Here is a 6,290-nt window from a genome sequence, read left to right on the forward strand (position 1 = left end):
CCTGAGAGAAGCATGGCCCGCGCCCTCTACATCCATTGGCCGTTCTGTCTCGCCAAATGCCCGTACTGCGACTTCAACAGCCATGTCCGCGACCGTGTCGATCACGCGCACTGGCAGGAAGCGCTGCTTTTAGACATGCGCCACGAACACGCACTCGCAGGCGGAGAACCGCTGGAGTCGATCTTCTTTGGCGGCGGCACGCCCTCGCTGATGCCGCCCGCGCTGGTCGCGCGTCTGCTGCAGGAGGCCGAGGCGCTGTGGGGCTTCGCGCCCGGCATCGAGATCACGCTGGAGGGCAACCCCTCCTCGGTCGAGGCGGCCAACTATGCGGCGCTGGCGGACGTCGGCGTCAACCGCGTGTCGCTGGGCCTGCAGGCGCTGGATGACGCGACGCTGCGCTTCCTCGGCCGCTTGCACGATGCGTCGGAAGGCCTGAAAGCGCTGGAAGTGGCGCAGCGGCATTTCCAGCGCGTCAGCTTCGATCTCATCTATGCCCGTCCCCGCCAATCGCTGGAAGGCTGGCGCGCCGAACTGGACCGGGCATTGGCATACGGCACCGGGCACCTCTCGCTCTATCAACTGACCATCGAGCCGGGCACGCGCTTCGAGACGATGGTGCGCAAAGGTGACTTCACCCCGCTCGACGAGGACGCCTGCGCCGACATGTTCGCGCTCACCCGCGAGGTCACTGCCGCCGCAGGGCTCCCGGCCTACGAGATCAGCAACCACGCCCGTCCCGGCGAGGAGAGCCGTCACAACCTCACCTACTGGCGCTATCAGGACTATTGCGGCATCGGCCCCGGCGCGCATGGACGGCGCGGCGGTCTGGCCACGGTGCGCCACCGCAAGCCGGAGAACTGGCTCGCCGCGATGGCGAAATCCGCGCAGGGCATCGTCGAGGAACGCCCGCTCGGCATCCCCGAACAGGCGAGCGAGGCAATGCTGATGGGCTTGCGCCTGCGCGAAGGGGTCGACCTCGCCGCGATGGCGGCAAGGTTCGGCATGGCCGAGGATCAGCTTTGCGATCCGGCCAAGACACGGTTCTACGAAGGACAGGGCCTCGTCTGGCGCGACGGCGCGCGGGTCGGCGTTACCGAAACGGGCATGGTCCTGCTCGATGGACTGCTCAGCGAACTGGTGCCCGCACAACTGGTCGAGGGCTGATGGCGCAGAAGGCCGACCTGCTCGAAGCCTGGGGCACCCATCTGGCGCAAGGACGGCGGCGCAGTCCGCATACGGTGCGGGCTTACGTTGCGACGGCAGGACGGTTGCTCGACAGTCTGGGCGAGGCCGACTGGCACAGGCTGGCCGTACTCGATGCGGCGGGACTGCGCGCGCATCTGGCGGCGCGGCGGCAGGACGGCATCGGCAATGTCTCGGCCGCGCGCGAGCTTTCGGCGCTCAAGGCGTTCCTGATCTTCGCACGGGAAAAGGCCGGGATCGCTCAGGCATCGGCGCCGCGCGTTAAGGGGCCGCGCGTCAAGAAAGGCCTGCCGCGCCCCGTCACCCCGGACGAAGCGGTGGGCCTTGCGGAAGGGGTCCGGGACGACGCTTCGGAGCCCTGGATCGGCGCGCGGGACCGCGCGGTGCTGATGCTGCTCTATGGCTCCGGCCTGCGTATCGCCGAGGCGCTGTCGCTGACGGGCGCCGCGCTGCCGCTGGGTGAGACGCTGACGGTCACCGGCAAGGGCGGGAAGCCTCGGATGGTGCCGCTGCTACTTGCGGTGCGTAATGCGGTGACGGAGTATCTTACCCTGTCGCCGTGGCCGGTCGAGCGTGACAAGGCGCTGTTCCGGGGCGCCAAGGGCGGGCCATTGTCGCAGGGGATGGTGCAGAAGGCGGTGGCGCAAGCGCGGGTATGGCTGGGCCTCCCCGCAAGCGCGACCCCTCATGCACTGCGGCACAGCTTCGCCACCCACCTGCTCGGCGCGGGGGCGGACTTGCGTTCGTTACAGGAATTGCTGGGCCATGCCTCGCTGGGATCGACGCAGATCTACACCAAGGTGGATGCGGCGGCGCTTCTCGACGTCTATCGCAATGCCCACCCGCGCGAGCGGGACTGATCTACTCTGAGCGCGGCTTCCAGCGCAGCACCCGCCAGATGTAGAACACCACGGTCACCGCCGCGATCGCCAGCGTCGCCCAACCGAGCCATTGCTCCGCCTGCGCCAGCGTCTGGCCGAGCCACTGCCCGCCGAGGATCAGCGCCACGTTCCAGATCGCCGCTCCGACGAAGGTGAAGGCGAAGAACTTGACGTGCCCCATGTGCGCCAGCCCGGCCGGGATCGATATCACAGAACGGAACATCGGCATGAAGCGGAACACGAAGACCACCCAGTGCCCGTGCCTGCGCAGGAAGCGTCCGGCCACTTCGACATCGTGCCATTCCAGCGTCAGCCAGCGGCCCCAGCGGTCGATGAACGGCCGCAGCCGCTCGTAGCCGAGACGATCGGCTATGAGGAACAGCACGTAGTTGCCAAGGGCCGATCCCAAGGTTCCCCAGAACAGCAGCGGCCAGAAATGCATGTCACCGCGCGCAACGGCGATCCCTCCAAGGCCCATGATGACCTCGGAGGGGATCGGCGGGATGATGTTCTCCAGCGCCATGAGGAACATGATGCCGAGGTATCCGCCCTGCCGGACGATTTCGTAGATCCATTCACCCACGATGAGGGACACCCGGTTGTCCTTGCCCTGTCAGGGGGAAGGATAGCGCAGCTTGGAAGGGGAGCTTGAGCACCAGCCCCACCCAACTTCGGCTAGGCCGCTGAGCGGCCAAGCCTGCGTATCCCGCCCCTGAAGGGGCAGGAGAAAAGATCACATCGCGGCATGCCGCCTTTCGATCGCATCCCAGATGCGCGCGGCCGTATCTGTGCCGTTGAACCGGTCGATCGCCACGATGCCGGTGGGCGAAGTCACGTTGATTTCCGTCAGCCATTTTCCGCCAATCACGTCGATACCGACGAAAACCAGCCCCCGCGCCTTGAGTTCCGGCCCAAGCGCCGCGCAGATTTCCTCTTCCGCCGAAGTGAGCGTGCTGGCCTCGGCCGAGCCGCCCACCGCGAGGTTCGATCGGAACTCGCCCTCGCCCGGCTTGCGGTTGATGGCGCCCGCGAACTCGCCGTCGACAAGGACGATGCGCTTGTCGCCTTCCGACACGTCGGGGAGGAAGGGCTGGACCATGAACGGCTCGACCCAGGCGTTCTCGAACATCTCGATCAGCGCGCCGAGGTTTGATCCGTCGGCGGGCACGCGGAACACCGCCTTGCCGCCGTTTCCGTGAAGCGGCTTGATCACGAGGTCGCCGGGATGGCGCAAGTTGAACGCCTTCACGTCCTCGATCCGGCGGGCGATGAACGTCGGCGGCATGAACCGCGCGTAGTCGAGCACGAAGACCTTCTCCGGCGCATTGCGCACAGAAGCAGGGTCGTTGACCACCAGCGTCTTGCCCGCGAGCCTTTCCAGCAGGTGCGTCGCAGTGATGTAACCCAGGTCGAAGGGCGGGTCCTGGCGCATCAGCACCACGTCGATGTCTTCGACGAGGTCGATCAGGCGATACTCGCCGCGCGTGAAGTGATTGCCCTCGACGCGCTGGACGGTGACGGGCGCGCCCCAGCAGGTCAGGCGACCAGCGGCGCCGTGCGCGGTGTCATAGGCCAGCGTGCGCACGTCGTAGTGATAGAGGGTGTGCCCCCTCGCTTGCGCGGCGAGCATCAGGGCGAAGCTCGAATCGCCCGCGATCTTGATCGTTTCGAGCGGGTCCATCTGGACGGCGACGCGCAAAGTCATGGCGGATTCGGGCCTTTCGGAGTCAGGGGTACTTTGGTCGGCGGCGGTCTAGCCGCGTTCGCGCCTAGGTGCGACCTCAATCGCGAGTTTCAAGTCCGCGTCAGCCTCCTGGCTGCCAGGCATTGACGATTCGGCGGGGCCAAACCCAAGGCGCGATCAGGATCACGTCGATGCGCTGGTCGTCGCCGGGACGGGCATAGCGGCTCGCTATCAATTGCGCGGCATCGGCCACGCGCCTGAGCCGCCGCTCATCGATGGCCATGGCGAGTTCCGCCTGCGTCGCCCGCCACTTCACCTCGACGAAGCAGACCGTGCGTCCACGCCGCGCGACGATATCCACTTCGCCCTTGCGGGTCTTCACCCGCCGCCCGACCACGCGCCAGCCGGTGAGCCAGAGGTAGAGCGCGGCGAGCCATTCGCCCCGTCGTCCATGGCGCTCGGCCCGCTTGCGCCGCTCGCTCATTTGAGTTCGAGTGCCCGGGCATAGAGCGTCTTGCGGTCGAGCCCGGTCGCCTTCGCCACCGCCGCTGCGGCCTGGGAGGCCTTGGCCGTGGCCAGCGCCTCGCGCAGCAGGGCATCGACGTCCACTTCTCCCAACGGTTCCTCTCCGGGCGGTGCGATCAGCAGCACGATCTCGCCCTTGGGCGGGTGCGCCGCGTAGTATTCCGACAGTTCCTGTGGAGAACCGCTGCGGCATTCCTCGAATTTCTTGGTCAGTTCCCGCCCCACCGCGACCTCGCGCCCCGGCAGCACCGAGGCGATCGCGGCCAGCGACGCGTCAAGGCGCGGCGCCGTATCGTAGAAGATCAGCGTGGCGGGAACCTTACCCAGTTCGGCCAGCATGTCCTCGCGCGCCTTGACCTTGTTCGGCAGGAAACCGGCGAACAGGAAGCGGTCGTTCGGCAGGCCCGAAAGCGTCATCGCCACTACCGCCGCATTCGGCCCCGGCAGGCTGGTTACCGCGATTCCCCGCTCCCTTGCGGTACGCACGAGGCGATAGCCCGGGTCCGAGATCAGCGGCGTCCCCGCATCGCTGACCAGTGCGACCGGCTCGGCTTCCATCATCGCCAACAGCCGTTCGCGATCGCCCTCTCCGGCATGGTCGTCGTAGCGTACCAGCTTCTTCTTCAAACCGAGGTGATGCAACAGCTTGCCCGTCACGCGGGTGTCCTCGCAGGCGACTGCAGAGACGCCGCGCAGGGTCTCGATTGCCCTGAGGGTAATGTCCCCCAGGTTGCCAATCGGGGTTGCGACTATGTAAAGGCCCGGCAAGAGTGTGTTTTCCATCGGCCAGACTCATGGCCCAGATACCGAGGGAGCGGCAAGCTATGTTCGACCTTAAAGGGAACGGGCGCCTCAATCGTCGCAGTCTTCTCGCCGCGGCCGCCATGGCTCTGGTCGCCGGTTGTACCGTGGTGCCCAAGGCGCCGCAGCCCGGCCCGCCGCCCGCGCCCACGCCTCCTCCCTCGCAGAGCGAACTGCCGGTGGACAAGGACCGTCACAGCATCGCGCTGCTGGTGCCGATGACCGGCGCCAACGCCGGTGTCGGCCAGGCGATCGCCAATGCCGCCAACATGGCCCTGCTCGACACCGCCGCGAAGAACCTGCGCGTGACAACGTACGACACCAGCGCCAATCCGGCCGAAGCTGCCCGCCGCGCGGTGACGGACGGCAACCAGTTGATCCTCGGCCCGCTGCTCGCCGACGACATCCCGGCCGTCTCGGGCATCGCCAAGGCGGCCAAGGTTCCCGTCATCTCGTTCTCCAATGACGAGCAGGCAGCGAACCGCGATGTCCTCATCATGGGCAACCTGCCTGGCCAGTCGGTGACGCGCACGGTGCAGTACGCCCGTTCGCAGGGCATCTCCACGTTCGGCGCGCTGGTTCCGCGCGGCGACTACGGCGACCGTACCAGCGCCGCGCTGCTGCAGGCGGTACGCGCCAGTGGCGGCTCGGTGATCGCTCTGGAGCCCTACGAGCGCAGCGCCGTATCGATCGCTTCGGCCGCGCAGCGCGTGAAGGCCAAGGGCGGTTTCGACGCCCTGCTGATCGCCGACAGCGGATCGCTCTCGGTCCGTGCCGCCACGGCCTTCAAGGGCGCGGCGAAGACGCCCGGCGTGAAGATCCTCGGCACTGAACTGTGGAGCGGCGAGCGCGACGTCAACGCCTCGGCCGCGCTGGCGGGTGCGTGGTATTCGACGGTGTCGGACCAGCGCTTCGCCCAGTTCTCCAAGAGCTACCGTGCGCGCTTCGGCACCCAGCCGTTCCGCATCGCCACGCTCGGCTATGATGCGGTGCTCCTGACCCTTCGCGTCGCGCGCGACTGGAAGCCGGGCACCCGCTTCCCGGTCGACACCCTGCGCGATACCAAGGCGTTCCCTGGCGGCTTCCTCGGCGTGGACGGCGCGTTCCGCTTCACCAGAGGCGGGCTGATCGAGCGTGCGCTTGAAGTGCGCGAGGTCGGCGCGGGGACGATGACGGGCGTCAGCCCGGCGCCGGTG

General features: G+C 67.4%; 7 protein-coding genes. 3 read left to right on the plus strand and 4 right to left on the minus strand.

Annotated features, from left to right (window positions below; all coding sequences use genetic code 11):
- The first annotated feature begins 12 nt into the window (after nucleotides 1–12).
- Nucleotides 13–1,164, plus strand: coding sequence for a radical SAM family heme chaperone HemW (hemW, locus tag ACYPYD_RS18540; protein ID WP_459664715.1), 1,152 nt, complete (start codon nucleotides 13–15; stop codon nucleotides 1,162–1,164).
- Nucleotides 1,164–2,063, plus strand: coding sequence for a tyrosine recombinase XerC (locus ACYPYD_RS18545; protein ID WP_459664717.1), 900 nt, complete (start codon nucleotides 1,164–1,166; stop codon nucleotides 2,061–2,063). Before hemW ends, ACYPYD_RS18545 begins: the two co-directional genes overlap by 1 nt.
- A 1-nt stretch (nucleotide 2,064) precedes the next feature.
- On the opposite strand, the gene ACYPYD_RS18550 is transcribed toward ACYPYD_RS18545, so the two are convergent.
- The 4 genes from ACYPYD_RS18550 to rsmI all read right to left on the minus strand — a co-directional run bounded on the left by ACYPYD_RS18550 (nucleotide 2,065) and on the right by rsmI (nucleotide 5,076).
- The gene (locus tag ACYPYD_RS18550; RefSeq protein WP_459664753.1) at nucleotides 2,065–2,667 is read right to left on the minus strand and encodes a DedA family protein; all 603 of its coding nucleotides are present in this window, start codon (nucleotides 2,665–2,667) and stop codon (nucleotides 2,065–2,067) included.
- Between the two features lie 150 nt (nucleotides 2,668–2,817).
- Complete coding sequence (gshB, locus tag ACYPYD_RS18555; RefSeq protein ID WP_459664720.1) at nucleotides 2,818–3,789, minus strand: glutathione synthase; 972 nt, start codon at nucleotides 3,787–3,789, stop codon at nucleotides 2,818–2,820.
- Nucleotides 3,790–3,889: 100 nt separating this feature from the next.
- The gene (locus ACYPYD_RS18560) at nucleotides 3,890–4,252 is read right to left on the minus strand and encodes a YraN family protein (protein ID WP_459664722.1); all 363 of its coding nucleotides are present in this window, start codon (nucleotides 4,250–4,252) and stop codon (nucleotides 3,890–3,892) included.
- The gene (gene rsmI / locus ACYPYD_RS18565; RefSeq protein ID WP_459664724.1) at nucleotides 4,249–5,076 is read right to left on the minus strand and encodes a 16S rRNA (cytidine(1402)-2'-O)-methyltransferase; all 828 of its coding nucleotides are present in this window, start codon (nucleotides 5,074–5,076) and stop codon (nucleotides 4,249–4,251) included. The genes ACYPYD_RS18560 and rsmI overlap by 4 nt, the downstream gene beginning before the upstream one ends.
- Nucleotides 5,077–5,117: 41 nt before the next feature.
- Here rsmI and ACYPYD_RS18570 point away from each other — a divergent pair.
- The coding region (locus ACYPYD_RS18570) for a penicillin-binding protein activator (RefSeq protein ID WP_459664726.1) at nucleotides 5,118–6,290 on the plus strand (1,173 nt) is incomplete at its 3' end.

The organism is Novosphingobium sp. 11B (assembly GCF_054589055.1).

What these genes read in the sequence shown, in the direction of transcription:
- hemW (WP_459664715.1), top strand. Translation starts at nt 13, where the DNA reads ATGGCCCGCGCCCTCTACATCCATTGGCCGTTCTGTCTCGCCAAATGC.
- ACYPYD_RS18545 (WP_459664717.1), top strand. Translation starts at nt 1,164, where the DNA reads ATGGCGCAGAAGGCCGACCTGCTCGAAGCCTGGGGCACCCATCTGGCG.
- gshB (WP_459664720.1), bottom strand. Translation starts at nt 3,789, where the DNA reads ATGACTTTGCGCGTCGCCGTCCAGATGGACCCGCTCGAAACGATCAAG.
- ACYPYD_RS18560 (WP_459664722.1), bottom strand. Translation starts at nt 4,252, where the DNA reads ATGAGCGAGCGGCGCAAGCGGGCCGAGCGCCATGGACGACGGGGCGAA.
- rsmI (WP_459664724.1), bottom strand. Translation starts at nt 5,076, where the DNA reads ATGGAAAACACACTCTTGCCGGGCCTTTACATAGTCGCAACCCCGATT.